Here is an 18,083-nt window from a genome sequence, read left to right as displayed (position 1 = left end):
TCTACCTGTCCTGGTTGTTCATACGTGACTCAACGGCCTGGCGGTACAACCGTCCGGCGCGGTACGAGGACCGTACCAGCGGCCCGGACATGACTCCGGCGAAACCGATCTCCTGCGCCTCGGCGTCCAGCTCGACGAATTCCTCCGGCTTGACCCAGCGCTCGACCGGGTGGTGGCGGACCGAGGGCCGCAGGTACTGCGTGATCGTGATGATCTCGCAGCCGGCCGCGTGCAGGTCCTTCAGCGCCTGGCTGACCTCGTCGCGGGTCTCGCCCATGCCGAGGATCAGGTTCGACTTGGTGACCAGGCCGTAGTCGCGGGCCTGGGTGATGACGTCCAGCGACCGCTCGTAGCGGAAGCCCGGCCGGATCCGGCGGAAGATCCGCGGCACGGTCTCGACGTTGTGCGCGAACACCTCCGGCCGGGAGGAGAACACCTCGGCCAGCTGCTCGGGCACGGCATTGAAGTCCGGCGCGAGCATCTCCACCCCGGTGCCCGGGTTGAGCTCGTGGATCTGCCGGATGGTCTCGGCGTACAGCCAGGCGCCGCCGTCGTCCAGGTCGTCGCGGGCGACGCCGGTGACGGTCGCGTACCGCAGGCCCATGGTCCGGACCGACTCGGCCACGCGGCGCGGCTCGTCGCGGTCCAGCGCCTCCGGCTTGCCGGTGTCGATCTGGCAGAAGTCACAGCGCCGCGTGCACTGGTCACCGCCGATGAGGAAGGTCGCCTCGCGGTCCTCCCAGCACTCGAAGATGTTCGGGCAGCCGGCTTCCTGGCACACCGTGTGCAGACCCTCGGACTTCACGAGTTTCTGCAGCGCCTGGTACTCCGGGCCCATCTTGGCGCGGGTCTTGATCCACTCGGGTTTGCGCTCGATCGGGGTCTCCGCGTTGCGCACCTCGAGCCTGAGCAGTTTCCGTCCTTCTGGGGCGATGGTCACGCCCCCAAGGGTACGCGTCCCCGCTCACCACCGTTTCACCCGTACGCTGATGAGCTATGTCCCCGAGTACCTGGACCCGGCCCGCGCCGACAGCCCGTGAGCAGCGGTACGACGTACTCCTGGGACTCGGGATGGCGCTGGCGTCGCTGCTCGGGACCGAGCTGGCCCGCGGCGGCTCGCAGACGCATGTGGATCTCGGCATCGGCGGCGTCGAGCCGTACGTGCTGAGTGCGGCGATCGCGCTGCCGCTGTGCTTCCGGCGCCGGTGGCCGATCCCGGTGGTGCTGGTGGTCGCGGTGCTGTTCGTGGTCAACGGTGAGCGGGCGCTGTTCGCGTTCGGCGGCAACCTGGTCACCCAGGCGACGATGTTCATGGCGATCTACGCCGCGGTGGCCTGGTCCCGCGACCGGCGGCTGATGAAGGCAGCGGTCGCGCTGGTCTTCGTGGCGATGTTCGGCTGGCTGGCGCTCAACTTCGTCAAGGCGCTGCAGAACAACTCGATCGAAGGGCCGAACCACGCGCTGTTCTCGCCGTACGTCTCGAATGTCGTCCTCGCTGTCGCGTTGAACGTCCTCTACTTCTTCGGCGCGTACTTCTGGGGCCGGACGGCGTGGGGGACCGCGCGGCAGCGGGCCGAGCTGGAACAGCAGGCGACCGAGCTGGCGGCGCAGCAGGAGGCGAACTCCCGGCGTGCGGTGATCGACGAGCGGCTGCGGATCTCCCGCGAGCTGCACGACGTGGTCGCCCACCATATCAGCAGTATCGGCGTACAGGCCGGGGGAGCCCGGCGGGTGATGGACTCCGATCCGGACGCCGCGAAGAACGCGCTGAACGTGATCGAGGACTCCAGCCGAAGCGCGGTGAACGAGATGCGGCAGCTGCTCGGCATGCTTCGCGCGGCAGACCCCGACGTCGACGTCACGGCCCCGGACCCGAAGGCTCCGCAGGCCGGTGCGGACCGGCTGCCGGCGCTCATCTCGGAGGTGAACGGTCAGGGCCTGGAGGTCGGCTTCCACCAGATCGGAGCGCCGGCCGAGCTGCCGAAGACCGTGTCCGTCTCGGTGTACCGGATCGCCCAGGAGGCGCTCGCCAACGTCCGGAAACACTCGACCGCCCGCAGCGCCCACCTCACCCTGCGTTACCTCGGCAACACCGTCGAGCTCGAGGTGCTCGACGACGGCCGCCCGAAGCACGCGCCGGTGGGCAGCCGGCTCGGCCACGTCGGGATCCGGGAACGGGTCGGCCTGCTCGGCGGCGAGAGCGAGATCGGCCCGCGGCCCGTGGGAGGATTCCGGGTCCGGGTCCGCATCCCGCTGGACCACCCGATGTCTGGAGGGATCGATGACTGACCCGATGCGGGTCCTGCTGGTGGACGACCAGGACCTGGTCCGCGCCGGGTTCCGGATGATCCTGTCGGTCGAGCCGGACATCAAGGTGGTCGGTGAGGCCTCCGACGGCGAGAAGGCGATCGAGCTGGCGCTGGAGTTGCGGCCCGACGTCGTGCTGATGGACGTCCAGATGCCCGGCATGGACGGGATCAGCGCGACCCAGCGGATCGTCGCGGAGGACGCCGGGAAGGTGGTCATCCTGACGACGTTCGATCGCGACGACTACCTGTTCGAGTCGCTCGGCGCGGGCGCCAGCGGCTTCCTGCTCAAGAACACCGCGCCCGAGGACCTGGTCGAGGCGATCCAGGTCGTCCACTCCGGTCACGCGTTGCTCGCGCCGGAGGTGACGCGCCGGGTGATCAAGCGCTTCACCGGCGGCGGCGAGCGTGTCTACCGGCCCGACCTGCTCGCCGAGCTGACCGAGCGCGAGCGTGAGGTCCTCGGCCTGATCGCCCGCGGCCTGACCAACACCGAGATCGCCACCCAGCTGTTCGTCGGCGAGGCCACAGTGAAGACCCACGTCTCCCGGGTCCTGCTCAAGCTCGGTCTGCGCGACCGCGTCCAGGCCGTCGTCTTCGCCTACGAGTGCGGCCTGGTCACCCCGGGGGACGACACCTCCGCCTAGGGGGTGACCCGGACGATCACCCTCGCGGGCGACGTACCGGGAGGCAGGTCCTCACTAGGTTTGTCAGTGTCGGGTGCACGCCCGGCCGGGGGCTGACCTGATGGGAACGGTGACACATGCTGAGGGTGGTTGGGCTCACCCGGCGGTTCGGTGATCATCTGGCGCTGGACGACGTGACCTTCGACGTCGTACCTGGGCGGATGACCGGATTCGTCGGGGCCAACGGGGCCGGGAAGACGACGACGATGCGGATCATCCTCGGCGTCCTGGCCGCGAACGCGGGCGAGGTGCGCTGGAACGGCGAGCTGCTGACCCAGGAGGTACGGAGCGACGTCGGCTACATGCCGGAGGAACGCGGGCTGTACCCGAAGATGAAGATCCGCGACCAGCTGGTGTTCTTCGGCCGGTTGCACGGGCTCTCGCCGGACCGGGCTCTGGAGCGGACCGACAAGCTGCTCGAACGGCTCGGGCTCGCTGAGCGGGCGACCGACGCGCTGGAGACGCTGTCGCTGGGCAACCAGCAGCGGGTGCAGATCGCGGCCGCGCTGGTGCACGAGCCGATCGCGCTGGTGCTCGACGAGCCGTTCAGCGGCCTCGACCCGCTGGCGGTCGACGCGATGGTGGACCTGCTCCGCGAGGAGGTCACGTCCGAGGTGCCGGTGCTGTTCTCCAGTCACCAGCTCGATCTGGTGGAGCGGTTGTGCGACGACCTCGTCGTACTGTCCCGCGGGAAGGTGGTCGCGGCCGGTTCCGTCGCGGAGCTGTCCGCGGGCTCGACTACGACGTACCGGCTGGTGGTGGACGGGGACGCCGGGTGGCTGCGCGACGTGCGAGGCATCCAGGTGCGCGACGTGGCCGGCGGTACTGCGCTGTTCGACGTACTCGACGGTGCCGTCGAGCAGAAGATCCTTCAAGAGGCGCTCAGCCGGGGACCGGTCCGCGAGTTCGGGCCGGAGCGGGTGGCGCTCAGCGACGTCTTCCGGGAGGCGACCCGATGAACGTGTTGGACAGGCCGTGGGCGCTGATCGCGGAGCGCGAGATCAGCACGAAACTCCGGGACAAGACCTTCATCGGTTCGACCCTGGTGATGCTGTTCATCGTGATGGTCGCGGTGATCCTGCCTGCCGTCCTCGCGGGCAAGGGCGGCGCCGAGAAGATCGCGGTGGTCGACGACGCGGCCGCGAAGGTGGTCCAGCAGGCGTCGACCACGCAGGGCGGCGACGGCTTCCAGGTGGTTCGGATCGCTGACAGGCCGGCTGCCGAGAAGCAGGTAACCGATGGCGACGTCAAGGCGGCGCTGCTGCCGGGGACGGACGGGTACGTCGTCCTCGGCAAGGATCGCGTCGACACGGGGATCGAGAGCGCGCTGCGCGAGGCGGCCGCGACGGTCGGCATGGAGACGAACGCGTCGAAGGCGGGGCTGACTCCTTCGGAGTTGCACTCCGGCACGAAGGTCGAGGTGCAGCTGCTGAAGCCTGGGCCGTTGCCGGACCTCGTCTCCCAGTTCGTCAACATCGGGCTGGCGCTGGTGTTCTACATGACCGCGCTCGGGTTCGGCATGATGATCGCGCAGAGCGTCGTGCAGGAGAAGGAGAGCCGGGTCGTCGAGATCCTGGCCGCCGCCGTACCGATCCGGTCGCTGCTGTGGGGCAAGGTGCTCGGCAACACGGTGCTGGCGCTGTCGCAGATCGTGGTGATCGCGGCCGCGTCGCTGATCGGGCTGCTGGCCACCGACCAGGCCGACATCCTCGAGGTGGTCGCGCCGGTCGCGGGGTGGTTCGTGGTGTTCTTCGTGCTCGGGTTCGTGGCGCTGGCCGGCTTGTGGGCGGTCGCCGGTTCGCTGGCCACGCGGCAGGAGGACCTCGGGTCGACGACGCTGCCGGGGCAGATGATCCTGATGATCCCGTTCTTCTTCTCGGTGTTCGCGGGGTCGTCGGCCAAGACCGTGGCGTCGTTCGTGCCGATCGCGTCGTCGATGTCGATGCCGGGCCGGATGCTGACCGAGGACGTCCCGATCTGGCAGCCGCTGGTCGCGATCGCCGTGCTGCTCGGCGCGACCGTGCTGATCGTCCGCCTGGGAGCGCGGCTGTACGAGCGGACGTTGCTGCAGACCGGCCGCCGGCTCGGTTACCGCGAGGCCCTGGCCCTCGAAACTTCGTAGCACATCGTCACAGCTGGGTCCGGCGTTACAGCTCCGGGCCCGGCTGTGACAAAACCGCAATGTTGGGTACCTGTGTGCTGTGCCTACACCTGGACTACGGTCACAACGCATGAACGTCGAGCTGCGCCACCTGCGGGTGGTGGTCCTGGTGGCAGAAGCGGGGTCCGTCGGACGGGCCGCCCGCTGGCTCAAAGTCAGCCAGCCGAGCCTGACCGCGCAGCTGAAGCGGATCGAGGCGGCGTTCGGCGGGGAGCTGTTCGAACGCTCCCGCACCGGGGTCACCCCGACGCCACTCGGCCGGTACGCCGTGGATCGCGCGCGGGCCATCCTGGTCGACGTCGACCACCTGTCCGCGACGGTGTCCGCGATGACCGCGGTCGAGTCGTCGGCGGTCCGGCTCGGTGGATTCCCGACCGCGCCGATGTCCGGGATCGCGTCCCGGCTGCGCTCGCACGGCGAGATCGAGCAGGTCAGCATCGAGGTCGAGTGGTCGACCAGCGTCCTGCTGCAGCAGCTCGAGACGGGGCGGCTGGATTTCGCGCTGCTGCGTGAGTTCCCCGGGTTCGAGTTGCGGCTGCCGACCGGGGTCGAGTCGATCACGGTCGTCGAGTCGGAGTCGGCCTACGTCGCTCTGTCCGCCGATCACCCGGTCGCGGAGTCGACCCGGGGGCGTGGCGAGGTCGACCTGGCGTCGCTGTCGGACGAGGAGTGGATCGGGGAGCCGCCGGACGACAGCGGCTTCCACGTACTGTTCCGGGCCGCGTGCGAGGCGGCCGGGTTCCAGCCGAAGGTCGAGCACCACTCGGTGGACACGTCGGTGCTGATGGGGTTCGTGACGAGTGGCCAGGGCGTTGCGCTGATCTCGCCTACGTCGTACCGCATGCTCTCGTCGGACGTCACCACTCGCACGCTGGCAGGCGACCCGATCCACCGGAAGCTGGTGCTTGCGTGGAGCACGGAGTCACCGCGTGCGCAGATGGCCGGTGACGTGCTGGACATGGCGAGCGCGGCGTACGACGAGGCGATTACCGAGCATGCGCGCCGGGACCAGGATCAGCAGCGCATGCACGTCGCCTGAGTACTAAGCGGGCTTGACCGCCGGGTTCTCCACGAACGCCAGGTGGAACTCCCCGGTGTCCTCCGGGTCCTCCATCCGCTCCCGGTACTGCGACCCCACCTGCTCCTTGGGTCCGACCTTGCTGCCGGCCTTCATCTCAACAGGCTTGGTCTCGACAGGCTTGGTCTCAACGGGCTTGGTCTCAACAGGCTTGGTCTCGGCGGGCTTGGCCTCGGGCGCCTTGGCCTCGACCGGCTGGGTGTCCTCAACGGGCTCAGTCGGCTCAGTCGGCTCAGTCGGCTCAGTCGGCTGGACCGGCATCGCCTGGGTCTGCTCGAGCGCCGGCGCCTGCTCAGCCGGGTGTGTCTCCTCGACCGGCATCGCCTGGGTCTCCTCGACCGGCTTGGTCTCGGCCGCCGGGGTTTCCTCCGGCTCGGGGGCTTCGTCCTTCTCCTGGACCTCGGCCTCCTGCGTCGGCTCGTTGCTCTCGGCATCGGCCTCCGGGAACTGCCGGGTGCTGTCGAACTCGTCCTCGCCGACCGGGAACTGCCGCGTCTGTTCGTCCGCCTGGTTCCGTGGCTGCACCGGCTCCGGCTCGTCGAACAGGTCGTCGTACCGCGAGTGACTCTCGTACGCAGGCACCGGCTCCGCATAGGTGCCCCCGGCAACCGGGTACACCGCCGCGACGTCCGCCTCCTGCTGCGCCTGCGCGGCCTCCTGCTCGCGCTGCAGCCGGTCGGCCTCGACGCGCTCGCGCCGCCGCCGCTGCACACTGCGGACGATCAGCTGGATCGCGTACACCAGCGAGATCACCCCGAGGATCGAGACGACGCCGTTCAGCGTGTACTGCTTCGACCCGTCGATCATCCCCGTGGTGACGCCGGGGACGTCGTTCAGGAAGTTCGTGGTCCGGTTCGGGATCCAGAGCCAGCAGTAGATCAGGGTGGCGAAGGCGAGGAACGCCCCGAGCGCGCCGGCGCCGGAGAAGTACGACACCACGGCCCAGAAGACCAGCGCGCCGATGCCGAAGGCAAGCGCCAGCTCCTTCGCGTTCAGCTCGATACCACCCGGCGCCGCGAGTACTCCGAACACGGCCGGTCCGGCCAGAGCAACGGCTACGCCGAGCAAGAACCCAAGAAATTTGGCCACAACCCCAAGGTAGCGACGATCTGCCGTCACACCCGGCCGACACTTCGGCGGCCGTCCGGAACGCAACACCAGACACATCCGCCCCAAGCGCACCGGCAATCGCTTGCCTAGGCTGTTCCCGTGGACCGTCCTCCGAACATCCTCGTAGTCCTGTCCGACGAGCACACGGCCGCCGCAGCGGGGTGGGCCGGCCATCCGCACGTACAGACGCCGCACCTGGACCGCCTGGCCGCACAGGGCGTTTCATTCGACCGTGCGTACACGAACAGCCCCATGTGCGTTCCGTCCAGGCTCTCCCTGATGGCAGGGCAGTATGTGCACCAGATCGGGGCCTGGGACAACGGCGTGATCCCCGGCCCGTCGTACCGGACCTGGGGCCACCATCTGCGCGAGGCCGGTTACACCTCGGTGCTGGCCGGCCGGACGCATTTCAACGGACCAGACCGCTTGCTGGGCTTCGATCGGCGCCTCACTGACGACCTGGACTTCTGGCTGGATCACAGTGGCCGCCCACCACGCCGTACGCCGGACTGGCGGCGACCGTCTAACTCACACGTCACCGAACAGGGCCCTGGCGACCACGTGCACACACAGCACGACGTTGCCGCCACCGACGCTGCAGCGGAGTTCCTGCGTGCTCCTGGCGAGGAGCCCTTCCTGTTGTACGTCGGCTACATGCACCCGCACTTCCCGTTGGTCGCACCACCGGAGTTCCGTGCGCTCTACGATCCTGCCGACGTCGAACTGCCGTCTGTCGCCGACGAGCAGCACCCGGTGATCTCGTTGCTGCGACACGGCTTCCGCAACGACGAACCGCTGACAGAGGAGCAGATCCGGGAGGCGACAGTCTGCTACTGGGCGCTGATCAGTCACCTCGACCATCAGGTCGGCCGGCTGCTGGCCGCAGTACCCGAGGACACCGTGGTCATCTATACCAGCGATCACGGCGAAATGGCCGGCCACCAGGGCATCTGGCAGAAGCAGTGCTTCTACGAGCCCGCAGTACGGATCCCTCTGCTGCTGCGCCACCCGTCCTTGCCGCCTGCGCGTACCGACGCCCACGTCAGCCTGGTCGACGCACTGCCAACCCTTCGGGACATTGCCGGGCTGGCGTCCGATCCAGCTCTGCCCGGACATTCGTTGCTCGATCCCACAGACCGGCCTGTCCTGTCGGAGTACCACGCCCAAGGCATGCTCGACGGCGGATTCATGCTCAAGTCCGGTCCCTGGAAGTACTGCTACTACGGCCCCGCCCACCCGCCACAGGTCTTCAACCTTGACGAGGACCCGCTGGAGTTGTACGACCTGTCCGCCGACGCCGCTCTGGTGCAACGCCTGGACGCCGAGTTGAGATTGCTGTTGGACCCCGACGCGACCGATCTCCGTGCCAAGACGGACCAAGCCGAGCGCCTGGCTGCTTCAGGATGACTGCGGCGCTTGCCGCGAACGTTCAGACGGTCAATCCGTACGTGATCGCCGTCGGGCCCTCGTCGGCGTGCTCGATGTCCGGGCTGCGCTCGTACTCTTCCCAGGCGAGGAGTTCGTCGAGGTGCCGTCGTACCGAATCCAGCACCTCGGTGACCTCGACCTCCCGGCCGAGCTCCTTCGACAGCGTCGTCACGTCGGCGTCCGAAATGCCGCAGGGCACGATCCGGTCGAACCAGGCCAGGTCGTTGTTGCAGTTCAACGCGAACCCGTGCATCGTCACGCCCTGCGCGACCCGGATCCCGATCGCTGCGATCTTCCGCTCCCGGCCACGGTCGTCGGCCGCGACCCACACGCCGCTCCGGCCCTTGACCCGCCCGGTCTTCACACCGAACTCCGCGCAGACCGCGATCAACGCCTCCTCGAGCCGCCGCACGTAGTCCACGACGTACACATGTGAGGCCAGCTTCACGATCGGGTAGCCCACAAGCTGACCCGGGCCGTGCCAGGTGATCTTCCCGCCGCGGTCGACATCGACCACCGGCGTGCCGTCGAACGGCCGCTCCTGCGGCTCGGTGCGCTTGCCGGCCGTGTACACCGGCGGGTGCTCGAGCAGGATGAGCGTGTCCGACCCGGTGCCCTCAGCAACCTCCGCATGCAGCCGCCGCTGCTCCGCCCACGCGGTCTCATACTCCACCGCATCGGCGCCGAAGCCCGCTTCCACGTACCTGATAGCCCTCACCCGTCCGAGTGTAGGCGCCCCCGACCAGCGCCTGCCGAGGCCCTCCCCATGCCTGTGGATAACTTCGGCGGGCGGGATCGCGATCGGTGCATCCTCTTGGGCATGGACCTTTCCGACCTCACCGGTTACAGCCTGCGCCGGCGGCTCGGTCCCGGATCGGCCGGCGTCGAGGCCTGGCAGGTCCGGGACCGTGCTTCAGGCCGTAACGCGGTGCTCAAACGAATCCCGATCAGCGCAGTTCCCGACCCGAGGAGACTCCGTGAAGACCTGAGCATGCTGAGCCGTCTGCGCCACCCGCACATCGCTCGGGTGGTCGAGTTCCGCGAGACCGAGACCGACCTGCTCGTGATCAGTCAGTATGTCCCCGCCGGCAGTCTCGCCAGGCTCCTACGTCGCCGCGGCCCGCTGTCCCGCGGTGAGCTGGTCACCCTTCTCGTGCCACTGGCCGAGGCTGTGGACCACCTCCACCGGGCCAACCTGACCCACGGCTCGATCACCCCCCACAACGTCGTCCTTGACGCCGACGGTCGTCCGGTCCTCACCGATGCGACCCTGCGCCCAGCTCCACCGGTCGCCGACCTGCACGCGCTCATAACTCTGTCCCATCAAGCCGGCGCAGATCCCACCGTCTTCACCGCAGACCTCTTCCTCAAGACCCCGTCCAACGCCCTGCCCGGCCAACTCCTCTCGTTAGCTGCCCCCGTCCCCATCGAGCTGGCGGTTCCCACCGAGCCGGCCTCAATCTCTGCAGTCCCACCTGATTCGACTCCGAAGTCCTCCGACGACACTCCAGGCGACGACGATCCGATGGCGCTCTCCCGCGCGCCGCTCGCCCCACCTCCGACCAAGCCGCCCACAACACCACCCACACTCGTCGATCGCCCCACCCAGTCCCTAACCGCCAGAGGAGGCTCCAAGCGCACCCGCCCAAAACGACGCACCCGATCCCGCCGCACCCTCCGCCGCCTCCCGCAACCGCCGCGCCTGACGCACCCGCGCCTGCCGCGCCTGTCGCACCTGCCGTACGGCGCCTTCGCGGCTGCCGGCCTCGGCATCGTCATCGTGCTGGCCCTCGCCATAGCCACACTCCGCGCCCTGGACACCCCCGCCACCGCCCAAGCAGACCCAATCCACCCCCAGTCCGTGCGCCCACAGTCCACGAGCCCACAGACGACGCACCCACAGACGACGCAGGCGCAGTCCGCGCATCCGCAGCCCACCCGTGTTCAGCCGACTGGGGTGGCCGCGACGCCCAGCGAGGATCCGGCTGCCTGGACGAGGACGCTGGAAGCGCTCGACGCACAGCGCGCCCAGGCGTTCTGGACCCTCGACCTAACAGCCCTCGACCGCATCTACGTCCCCGGCAGCTCACCCTGGCGAGCCGACCACGCACTCCTGTCCAGCTACCGCAAACAACAGATCAGGGTCCAAGGTCTCCGGGTCCAGATCGACAACTCCACAGTCGCCTACCGCACGCCAACCACAATCACCCTCAAGACAACCGACCACCTGACCGGCGGTCAGACAGTCGACCAGTCCGGCACCACGACCCCACTCCCGCCCGGAGCCCCCATGACCAGACTCATCACCCTGACCAGCAGTCCAACCACCAAGGCCTGGCGCATCACCGCAATCACCCGAGCCTGACTCCGCCGGTGCGAGTTAAGCGAGCGCAGCGGAGAGAGCAGTCGCGGCGGTCGGGTGATGGAAGGCGAAGCCGTTGGACTGAAGGCGGGTAGGCAATGCCCGCTTGCTGCCCAGAAGTTCCCACGCGAACTCACCCAGAGCGGCCTTCATCAGGAACGCCGGCACCGGCAGTAACGCCGGCCGATTGAGTGCCGTGGCCAGCAACTCGGTGAATTCGGCGTTGGTGGTTGGTGTCGGCAGCACGATGTTGACCGGGCCTTGCATCGCGTCGTGCTCGGCGACGAAGCGGACCGCTCGGATCCAGTCGGTGAGGGAGACGACGGGGAAGTACTGCGTGCCCGAGCCGAGCCGCCCGCCGAGACAGAAACGGAAAGGAAGGGAGAGGAGCTGGAACGCAGGTGCCTTGCGATCGAGTACGACGCCGGTCCGGAGCGCGGCGACCCGGCTGCCCGCGGCCCTGGCGGGTTCGAGTGCGCCTTCCCAGAGGCGTACGACGTCGGAGAGGAAGCCCTCGCCGAGTTCGGTGTCTTCGGTGAGGATGCGGTCGCCGAGATCCATGCCGTATCCGCCGACGCCGCTCTGCGTGATCAGCACAGGACTCCGGTCGAGCTGTGACGCCGCGGTCGCCAGGGTCGACGTCGTGCTGACCCGGCTCTCGCGGATCGTGTTGCGGTACGTCGGGGTCCACGGGCGGCCGATGTTCGCGCCGGCCAGGTTGACCAGTACATCGGGGTCGCCGAGGGCAGCTGGGTCGAGTTCACCGCGCGCCGGGTCCCAGCGGATCTCGTCCGGGGCCGCGGGTGTACGGCGTACCAGCCGGAGGACTTGGTGGCCGTCGGCAACCAGGTCGCGGGCGAGGGCCTTGCCGAGGAAGCCGGAAGCTCCGGCCAGCACGTACTTCATCCCGCTTTGCTCCTTGTCGGATTCACTGAACACAAAAGCGCCGGTGCCCGTCTCCGGGGAGACAATGCACCGGCGCCTTCGGTCCGATCGGCTCAGACGTCGAACTGGGCCTCTTCGAGGCGCTTCTTGACCGCGGTCAGGTAACGGGCCGCGTCGGCGCCGTCGACCAGACGGTGGTCGTAGGTCAGCGCCAGGTACACCATCTGCCGGATCGCGATCGTCTCGCCGAGCTCCGGGTGGGTGATGACGACCGGGCGCTTCACGACGGCGCCGGTCCCGAGCATGCCGACCTGCGGCTGGTTCAGGATCGGGGTGTCGAACAGCGCGCCGCGGCTGCCGGTGTTGGTGATGGTGAAGGTGCCGCCGGCCATCTCGTCCGGCAGGACCTTGTTGTTGCGGGTCCGGTCGGCGAGGTCGGCGATCTTCTTCGCCAGGCCGGCGATGTTCAGGTCGCCGGCGTTGTGCACGACCGGGACCATCAGGCCGCGCTCCACATCCACCGCGATGCCCAGGTGCTCGGCCGCGTGGTAGGTGATCTCGCCCTTCTCCTCGTCGATCGACGCGTTCAGCTTCGGGTACTGCTTCAGCGCGTCGACGGCGGCGAGGGCGAAGAACGGCAGGAACGAGAGCTTGGTGCCCTCGCGGGCCTCGAACTCCGCCTTCTTGGCGTTGCGCAGCTTGGCGATCTCGGTGACGTCGACCTCGACCACGGTGGTCAGCTGGGCCGAGACCTTCAGCGAGTTGACCATGTGGGCCGCGATCGCCTTGCGGATCCGGCTCATCTTCTCGGTCGTGCCGCGCAGCGGGCTGACCGAAGCCGGTGCCGCCGGCGCTGCGGCCGGAGCAGCTGCCTGGGCGGCCGGGGCTGCGGCCGCAGCCTTCTTCGCCTCGGCGGCGGCGATCACGTCCTGCTTGCGGATCCGGCCGCCGACGCCCGTGCCCTGTACGGCGTTGAGGTCGACCTGGTGCTCCGCGGCGAGCTTGCGGACCAGGGGAGTGACGTAGTTCGGACCGTCGGCCGCGGCGCCGTTCGGAGACGGAGCGCTCGCCAGTGCCGGTGCTGCCGCCGGAGCGGGTGCCTGCGCGACCGGAGCCTGAGCGGGTGCCGCCTGCGGAGCCGGAGCCTGAGCCTGGGCGGGCGCGGCCTGCGGGGCCGGAGCTGCAGCAGCCGGCGCCGCCTGCTGGGCAGGAGCGGGAGCAGCTGCGGGAGCCGGAGCCTGGGCAGCGGGAGCCTGGGCGGCCGGAGCCTGGGCGGCCGGAGCCTGAGCTGCCGGAGCCTGGGCCTCGGCGGACTGCGCCTCGGCCGGGGCCGGGGTCGAGGCGGGGGCGGACTGGGCCGGGGCCGCGTCGCCGGAGCCGACGATCGCCAGCTCGGCGCCGACCTCGACGGTTTCGTCCTCGGCGACCTTGATCTCCAGGAGCTTGCCGGCGACCGGCGACGGGATCTCGGTGTCGACCTTGTCGGTGGAGACCTCGAGGAGCGGCTCGTCGACCGCGACGTCGTCACCGACCTGCTTGAGCCAGCGGGTGACCGTACCCTCGGTGACGCTCTCGCCGAGTGCCGGCAGCGTGACCGACGTACCGGAAGCAGCGCCACCACCCGAAGCAGCGCCACCACCCGAAGCAGCGCCACCCGAAGCAGCGCCACCCGAAGCAGCGCCACCCGAAGCAGCGCCATCACCTGAAGCGGCCGGAGCCTCCTGAGCGGCCGGGGCTTCCTGGGCCGGGGCTTCCTGCGCTGCGGGAGCATCGTGCTGCTCGGCGGCCGGCTGCTCCTGGGCAGGAGCGGACTGAGCCGGAGCGGCCTCGGCAGCCTGCTCCTCGGCAGCCGGTTCCTCGGCGGCGGGCTGCTCGGCGGCGGGCTGCTCATCGGCGGGGGCGGCCGGCGCGGAGCCGGCTTCGCCCGCGTCGCCGATGACGGCGAGCTCGGCACCGACCTCGACGGTCTCGTCCTCGGCGGCCTTGATCTCGAGCAGGGTGCCGGCGACCGGCGACGGGATCTCGGTGTCGACCTTGTCGGTCGAGACCTCCAGCAGGGGCTCGTCGACGGCAACCGTGTCGCCGACCTGCTTGAGCCAGCGGGTGACGGTTCCTTCGGTGACGCTCTCCCCGAGGGCCGGCAGGGATACAGAGGTCGGCATGACGGTCGTTGCTCCTTCGTCTGATCGGTCGAGTGTCAGCCTACGGTGCCGCCGGAGCGGGCGAGATCCGGGTCACGGGCCTCTCACGCTCCAGCGGCTCAAACCTACTGGGACCAACCAGCAGGGTCAGTCATGGAAGTGCAAAGGTTTCCCCGCGAGCGCCAGGTGCGCCTCGCCGAGGGCCTCGTTCTGGGTCGGGTGGGCGTGGACCAGCGGCGCGACATCGGCCGGGTACGCCTCCCAGTTGTAGATCAGCTGGGCCTCGCCGATCAGTTCGCCGACGCGCGAACCGACCATGTGCAGTCCCACGACCGCGCCGTCGCGGGCGCGGACCAGCTTCACGAAGCCGGTCGTCTTGAGGATCTGCGACTTGCCGTTGCCGCCCAGGTTGTAGTTGAGGATCTCGACGTCGCCATACTGCTCCCGCGCCTGCTCCTCGGTCAGCCCGACCGACGCGACCTCTGGCTCGGAGTACGTCACCCGTGGGATCCCGGCCTCGTCGATAGGCGTCGGCGCGAGACCCGCGAGGTGCTCGGCGACGAAGATGCCCTGCTGGAACCCGCGGTGCGCGAGCTGCAGCCCCGGCACGATGTCGCCGACCGCGTACACGCCCGGCACGCTTGTCTGCAGCGTCGGGTCCACGGTCACGAACCCGCGGTCGAGCGTGACACCGACCTCTTCGTACCCGAGACCAGCGGTGTTCGGTCCGCGGCCGACGGCGACGAGCAGTACCTCGGCCTCGATCACCTCGCCACCCGCGACGGTGACCCGGACGCCGTTCTCGACAACCTCGACCGACTCGAACCGCGTACTGGTCTTGAAGGCGATCTTCCGCTTCCGGAACGCCCGCTCGAGCGTCTTCGAGCAGTCCGCGTCCTCGGCCGGGACCAGGCGCGGCAACGCCTCGACGATCGTCACGCGGGTGCCGAACGACGTCCACGCGGACGCGAACTCGACCCCGATCACCCCGCCGCCCAGGATCACGGCCGACTCCGGGACCCGGTCGAGCGTCAGCGCGTGCTCGCTCGCGATCACCCGGTTCCCGTCGAGCTCGAGCCCGGGCAGCGAACGGGAGTAGGAGCCGGAGGCAAGGATCACGTTGCGGCCGGTGACCGTCGTGTCGCCGACCTGCACGGTGGTGGGGGAGGTGAGCCGCCCCTCGCCCTCGACGATCGTGATGCCGCGCGCCTTCAACTGGCCCTGCAGACCCTTGAACAGCCGGTCGACCACGCCGTCCTTGTACTTGTTCACGCCGCCCATGTCGACGCCCTCGAGCGTCGTCCGGACGCCGAACTGCTCGCCCTCACGGGCCGAGTCGGCGACCTCGGCCGCGTGCAGCAGCGCCTTGGTCGGGATGCACCCACGATGCAGACAGGTCCCGCCGACCTTGTCCTTCTCCACCAGCGCCACGGACATGCCGAGCGTCGCGGCGCGCAGTCCGGCGGCATAGCCACCGCTGCCGCCTCCGAGAATCACCAGGTCGTACGTCGTGCCACTGTCAGTCACAGGTTCCTCCGTGGGTCTGGTCCAAGGCAGCCGGTCCCGGATCGCGGTCCCGGCCCGGCGCAATCTTGTCACCGATCGAGCCCGGATCCACGCCCGGGCCGGTCGCGCCGGGTCCGTCGGCGCCACCCGCAACCGTTATCCAGGATTTCGGCCGTGACTTGCACACATAGTGGACACTTGCCTCATGAAGTGGTTCGGTCGCCGGCGGAAAGCCGGAACGATGCGCCGGGCGGACACTCCGGACCAGGCGCACCTGCGGGAGTTCGCACAGACCCGCCAAGGGGTCGAGGGATTCGTCGAGCCGCGGACAGCGGTCACCGAGTACACCCTGCTCCTGGTGGCCCTCGACGGTGAATGGACCCGCCGCCGGGTCCCGTCGGTGCAGTGGGCGCACAATTTCGCCAACAAGCTCGGCATCCCGTCGTACGACGCGGCCGTGGTCGGCTACCCGCCCCGCATGCGGGAGTACAACGCCCGCATGAAGAAGAACGGCCGGTGAAGGAAGAGCGCGAGTTCTTCCGAACCGGCGGCCTCGCCTGGACAGCTGCCGGTGACGGGATCTCCGAGCGGGTGCTGAGCCGCGATTCCGACGGCACGCTCACCAGGCTGGCCCGATGGGCGCCAGGCACCTCGTCAGGTGAGGAAATCATTCGGCACGAATACGTCGAAGAGGTGTACCTGCTCGAGGGCGAGCTGACTGATCTCACCCTCGAGCAGACGTTCCGTCCCGGCGACTACGCCTGCCGGCCGCCGGGGATGCCGCACGGTCCCTATCGGACCGAGACCGGCTGCACCATGCTGGAGATCCGCTACTCAGCTCGCTGAGGCGGCCAGCTCGATCAGGGTGCGGACCGCGTAGCCGGTGCCGCCGTTCGGGATGTAGCCGGACGCGCCGCCGTCGTTGAAGGCCGGGCCGGCTACGTCGAGGTGGACCCAGTCGATGCCGTCAGCAACGAAGTCGCCGAGGAAGGCGGCCGCCGCCAGCGCGCCGCCCCACGCCTCGCCGGTGATGTTGGCCAGGTCCGCGACCTTGGAGTGCGACTTCAGCTTGTCGAGCATCTCGGCCGGGATCGGCAGCGGCCACATCGACTCGCCGGCCGCGCTCGCCGCGTCGACCACGCGGTCGCGCGCGGTGTCGGTGTTCGCGAACGCGCCGGCCACCTTGGTGCCCAGGGCAACGACACAGGCACCGGTCAGCGTGGCCACGTCGACGATCAGGTCGGGGGTGTCCTCGGACGCCCGGACCAGCGCGTCGCCGAGCACCAGCCGGCCCTCGGCGTCGGTGTTCAGTACCTCGACGGTCTTGCCGCCGTACATGGTCAGCACGTCGGACGGGCGGGCCGCCGAGCCGGACGGCATGTTCTCGGCCATCGCGGCGTACGTCGTCACCTGGACCGGCAGACCGAGCCGGGCGATCGCGAACGTCGCGCCGATCACCGCGGCCGCGCCGGCCATGTCGGACTTCATGCTCACCATGCCGCTCGACGTCTTCAGCGACAGGCCGCCCGAGTCGAACGTGATGCCCTTGCCGACGAACGCCAGATGCGTGACCGGCTTGCGCGGCGTGTAGGTCAGCCGGACCAGCCGCGGCGGGTTGGTCGAGCCCTGGCCGACGCCGAGGATGCCGCCGTACCCGCCCTTGGCGAGCGCCTTCTCGTCGAGCACCTCGACCTTGACGCCGTACTCCTTGCCGAGCTTGACCGCGTCCGCGGCGAACTCGACCGGGTGCAGGTCGGAGGGCGGCGTGTTCACCCAGTCCCGCACCTGCGCGACGGACTCGGCGGTCACCTGGGCGCGCTCGAGCGCGGCCTTGGCTTCCTTGTTGCGGGCCAGGTCGGTGAGCAGCGTCAGATTGCCCGGCGCCTCGGAGCTGTCCGAGGACTTGTACGCCGTGAAGGCGTAGCGGCCCATCAACGCGCCCTCGGCCACCGCCCGGACGCAGTCGGCGTCGGGCGTCGGCAGTGCGAACGCGACGGACTGCGAGATCTTGACCGCGCGCACACCGGTGCCGGCCGCGCTCCGCAGGTCCTCGGTCTTCAGTTCGCCGTCGGGGGCGGCGCCGAGGCCGACCGCGATCAGCGTCGCCGACTTGCCCGGCTTCGGGCCGGGCACCTTCGTCACTTCGCCGGCCTTCCCGGTGGCGCCGAGGCCGGACAGCACCTCCACCAGCTTCCCGCCGTACGCGGCGTTCAGCGACTCGGTGCCGGCCGGCAGGGTGACGCCGCCGCCGAGTTTGACCACGCCGATGACTACGGCGTCGGTCTTGACGCCGGCGGCATCTGACTTGCTCAGGGTGATGGTGGTCACGAAATCCTCAGTCCTCCTTGACCGGCGGACAGACGGCCGGTCGTGACGGTACGTGCAAGCTGCCTGAGCATGCTACGCGTCCGGTAGTTTCC

General features: G+C 69.3%; 16 protein-coding genes. 9 read left to right on the top strand and 7 right to left on the bottom strand.

Annotated elements, in window-relative coordinates:
• Nucleotide 1: 1 nt before the first annotated feature.
• A complete protein-coding gene (gene lipA, locus ACIA58_RS14535; protein ID WP_328998572.1) occupies nucleotides 2–940 on the bottom strand; it encodes a lipoyl synthase in 939 nt (312 codons plus the stop codon).
• 56 nt (nucleotides 941–996) lie between these two features.
• Between lipA and ACIA58_RS14530 the strand changes: the two genes are divergently transcribed.
• From ACIA58_RS14530 to ACIA58_RS14510, 5 genes are all read left to right on the top strand, one after another.
• Nucleotides 997–2,289 (top strand): sensor histidine kinase, encoded by a 1,293-nt coding sequence (locus ACIA58_RS14530; RefSeq protein WP_396404123.1) that lies wholly within the window; start codon nucleotides 997–999, stop codon nucleotides 2,287–2,289.
• Nucleotides 2,282–2,953 (top strand): response regulator, encoded by a 672-nt coding sequence (locus tag ACIA58_RS14525; protein WP_396404122.1) that lies wholly within the window; start codon nucleotides 2,282–2,284, stop codon nucleotides 2,951–2,953. The genes ACIA58_RS14530 and ACIA58_RS14525 overlap by 8 nt, the downstream gene beginning before the upstream one ends.
• A 116-nt stretch (nucleotides 2,954–3,069) precedes the next feature.
• On the top strand, nucleotides 3,070–3,951 hold the full coding sequence (locus tag ACIA58_RS14520) for an ABC transporter ATP-binding protein (RefSeq protein ID WP_396404121.1): 882 nt from the start codon (nucleotides 3,070–3,072) through the stop codon (nucleotides 3,949–3,951).
• Entirely contained in the window at nucleotides 3,948–5,114 is a 1,167-nt protein-coding gene (locus ACIA58_RS14515) for an ABC transporter permease (protein WP_396404120.1), read from the top strand. Before ACIA58_RS14520 ends, ACIA58_RS14515 begins: the two co-directional genes overlap by 4 nt.
• 109 nt (nucleotides 5,115–5,223) lie before the next feature.
• Nucleotides 5,224–6,192: a LysR family transcriptional regulator gene (locus ACIA58_RS14510; RefSeq protein ID WP_396404119.1), complete on the top strand. Its 969-nt coding sequence runs from the start codon at nucleotides 5,224–5,226 to the stop codon at nucleotides 6,190–6,192.
• A 3-nt stretch (nucleotides 6,193–6,195) separates the two neighbouring features.
• On the opposite strand, the gene ACIA58_RS14505 is transcribed toward ACIA58_RS14510, so the two are convergent.
• Nucleotides 6,196–7,320 (bottom strand): hypothetical protein, encoded by a 1,125-nt coding sequence (locus ACIA58_RS14505; protein ID WP_396404118.1) that lies wholly within the window; start codon nucleotides 7,318–7,320, stop codon nucleotides 6,196–6,198.
• A 120-nt stretch (nucleotides 7,321–7,440) separates the two neighbouring features.
• Between ACIA58_RS14505 and ACIA58_RS14500 the strand changes: the two genes are divergently transcribed.
• A complete protein-coding gene (locus tag ACIA58_RS14500) occupies nucleotides 7,441–8,748 on the top strand; it encodes a sulfatase-like hydrolase/transferase (protein WP_396404117.1) in 1,308 nt (435 codons plus the stop codon).
• Nucleotides 8,749–8,770: 22 nt separating this feature from the next.
• Here ACIA58_RS14500 and lipB read toward each other — a convergent pair whose 3' ends face one another.
• Nucleotides 8,771–9,487 carry a lipoyl(octanoyl) transferase LipB gene (gene lipB / locus ACIA58_RS14495; protein WP_396404116.1) on the bottom strand — a complete coding sequence of 239 codons (717 nt, stop codon included), beginning with the start codon at nucleotides 9,485–9,487 and terminating at the stop codon, nucleotides 8,771–8,773.
• Between the two features lie 102 nt (nucleotides 9,488–9,589).
• Here lipB and ACIA58_RS14490 point away from each other — a divergent pair, with 102 nt between their 5' ends.
• Nucleotides 9,590–11,134 carry a serine/threonine-protein kinase gene (locus ACIA58_RS14490; protein WP_396404115.1) on the top strand — a complete coding sequence of 515 codons (1,545 nt, stop codon included), beginning with the start codon at nucleotides 9,590–9,592 and terminating at the stop codon, nucleotides 11,132–11,134.
• 15 nt (nucleotides 11,135–11,149) lie between these two features.
• On the opposite strand, the gene ACIA58_RS14485 is transcribed toward ACIA58_RS14490, so the two are convergent.
• The 3 genes from ACIA58_RS14485 to lpdA all read right to left on the bottom strand — a co-directional run bounded on the left by ACIA58_RS14485 (nucleotide 11,150) and on the right by lpdA (nucleotide 15,684).
• On the bottom strand, nucleotides 11,150–12,037 hold the full coding sequence (locus tag ACIA58_RS14485) for a TIGR01777 family oxidoreductase (RefSeq protein ID WP_396404114.1): 888 nt from the start codon (nucleotides 12,035–12,037) through the stop codon (nucleotides 11,150–11,152).
• Between the two features lie 92 nt (nucleotides 12,038–12,129).
• Nucleotides 12,130–14,178: a 2-oxoglutarate dehydrogenase, E2 component, dihydrolipoamide succinyltransferase gene (gene sucB / locus ACIA58_RS14480; protein ID WP_396404113.1), complete on the bottom strand. Its 2,049-nt coding sequence runs from the start codon at nucleotides 14,176–14,178 to the stop codon at nucleotides 12,130–12,132.
• A gap of 126 nt (nucleotides 14,179–14,304) precedes the next feature.
• A complete protein-coding gene (gene lpdA / locus ACIA58_RS14475; RefSeq protein WP_396404112.1) occupies nucleotides 14,305–15,684 on the bottom strand; it encodes a dihydrolipoyl dehydrogenase in 1,380 nt (459 codons plus the stop codon).
• 184 nt (nucleotides 15,685–15,868) lie between these two features.
• Between lpdA and ACIA58_RS14470 the strand changes: the two genes are divergently transcribed.
• Both ACIA58_RS14470 and ACIA58_RS14465 read left to right on the top strand, forming a co-directional pair.
• Nucleotides 15,869–16,183: a hypothetical protein gene (locus ACIA58_RS14470; protein ID WP_396404111.1), complete on the top strand. Its 315-nt coding sequence runs from the start codon at nucleotides 15,869–15,871 to the stop codon at nucleotides 16,181–16,183.
• Complete coding sequence (locus tag ACIA58_RS14465) at nucleotides 16,180–16,509, top strand: cupin domain-containing protein (protein ID WP_396404110.1); 330 nt, start codon at nucleotides 16,180–16,182, stop codon at nucleotides 16,507–16,509. Before ACIA58_RS14470 ends, ACIA58_RS14465 begins: the two co-directional genes overlap by 4 nt.
• Here the strand turns inward: ACIA58_RS14465 and ACIA58_RS14460 are convergent.
• Entirely contained in the window at nucleotides 16,498–17,991 is a 1,494-nt protein-coding gene (locus ACIA58_RS14460; RefSeq protein WP_396404109.1) for a leucyl aminopeptidase, read from the bottom strand. The two genes, ACIA58_RS14465 and ACIA58_RS14460, sit on opposite strands and share 12 nt — an antisense overlap.
• Nucleotides 17,992–18,083: the final 92 nt, after the last annotated feature.

Source organism: Kribbella sp. NPDC051586 (assembly GCF_044453965.1).
Taxonomy (GTDB): Bacteria; Actinomycetota; Actinomycetes; order Propionibacteriales; family Kribbellaceae; genus Kribbella.
Note: the sequence above shows the minus strand (reverse complement) of the source record. Positions and strands in the feature narration are given on the sequence as shown.

What these genes read in the sequence shown, in the direction of transcription:
- ACIA58_RS14470 (WP_396404111.1), top strand. Translation starts at nt 15,869, where the DNA reads ATGAAGTGGTTCGGTCGCCGGCGGAAAGCCGGAACGATGCGCCGGGCG.
- ACIA58_RS14485 (WP_396404114.1), bottom strand. Translation starts at nt 12,037, where the DNA reads ATGAAGTACGTGCTGGCCGGAGCTTCCGGCTTCCTCGGCAAGGCCCTC.
- sucB (WP_396404113.1), bottom strand. Translation starts at nt 14,178, where the DNA reads ATGCCGACCTCTGTATCCCTGCCGGCCCTCGGGGAGAGCGTCACCGAA.
- ACIA58_RS14530 (WP_396404123.1), top strand. Translation starts at nt 997, where the DNA reads ATGTCCCCGAGTACCTGGACCCGGCCCGCGCCGACAGCCCGTGAGCAG.
- ACIA58_RS14525 (WP_396404122.1), top strand. Translation starts at nt 2,282, where the DNA reads ATGACTGACCCGATGCGGGTCCTGCTGGTGGACGACCAGGACCTGGTC.
- ACIA58_RS14490 (WP_396404115.1), top strand. Translation starts at nt 9,590, where the DNA reads ATGGACCTTTCCGACCTCACCGGTTACAGCCTGCGCCGGCGGCTCGGT.
- ACIA58_RS14510 (WP_396404119.1), top strand. Translation starts at nt 5,224, where the DNA reads ATGAACGTCGAGCTGCGCCACCTGCGGGTGGTGGTCCTGGTGGCAGAA.
- ACIA58_RS14515 (WP_396404120.1), top strand. Translation starts at nt 3,948, where the DNA reads ATGAACGTGTTGGACAGGCCGTGGGCGCTGATCGCGGAGCGCGAGATC.
- ACIA58_RS14520 (WP_396404121.1), top strand. Translation starts at nt 3,070, where the DNA reads ATGCTGAGGGTGGTTGGGCTCACCCGGCGGTTCGGTGATCATCTGGCG.